At 50.7% G+C, this 635-nt stretch carries 1 protein-coding gene; it reads left to right on the forward strand.

Annotation, left to right across the window (positions count from 1 at the left end):
* Positions 1-98: 98 nt before the first annotated feature.
* The coding region (gene bcsO / locus WH277_RS00040) for a cellulose biosynthesis protein BcsO (RefSeq protein WP_339503619.1) at positions 99-635 on the forward strand (537 nt) is incomplete at its 3' end.

A 635-nucleotide genomic window follows, 5' to 3' on the forward strand; every position in this document is an offset into this window, starting at 1 on the left:
CATTAAAAGTGTTTCTTCTATGATATGAGAATAGTCTGAACTATTTAAAAATGTATGTTATATTGCCGCGAAATCATCCACCTTGCGCGATCAGACATATGAACAGTTATGATGACCTGCAGCGTTTTAAGGAAAAAACGCAAACAAACCACATTGAATTCAAAGATATGTCTGAGCAAACGCTGAACTCGACAACCACCAACTGGGCCATCATCAAACAGTTGCTGAATGATGGCGCGGGGTCGGTGCTGGATAACAGTCAGCGTATTGATCGGGCTGTTCCTCAACCGGTTGATTTTGCTGCTTTTACATCGTCATCGGTGGAAAACGCGCCGGCGATATCATCGCTGCCGGTTCAGTCCTTTGTGCCTGCCACTCCAGACGCTTCAGATCGCGTTGGTGCATCGCTGCTCGACAGTATTTCAGCCTCGTTGCAGCCTGCTGCAGTCGTTCCTGCACAACCCGTGTTCCAGGCCGCAACGGCTCCTGTGCCGCAGCCTGTCGCCACTCAACCCGTTATTGCGGCACATTCGCCTGCTGACGAAGCACCGGCGAATGTGAGCTACAAACAGTTGTTTAGCACGGCAGCGGCGCCGGGCTCCGCTGCACTTCCGAAAGATATGTTGTTACATCCC

Origin of the sequence: Erwinia sp. MYb416 (assembly GCF_037479575.1) — a bacterium.
GTDB classification, from domain to species: domain Bacteria; phylum Pseudomonadota; class Gammaproteobacteria; order Enterobacterales; family Enterobacteriaceae; genus Erwinia; species Erwinia rhapontici.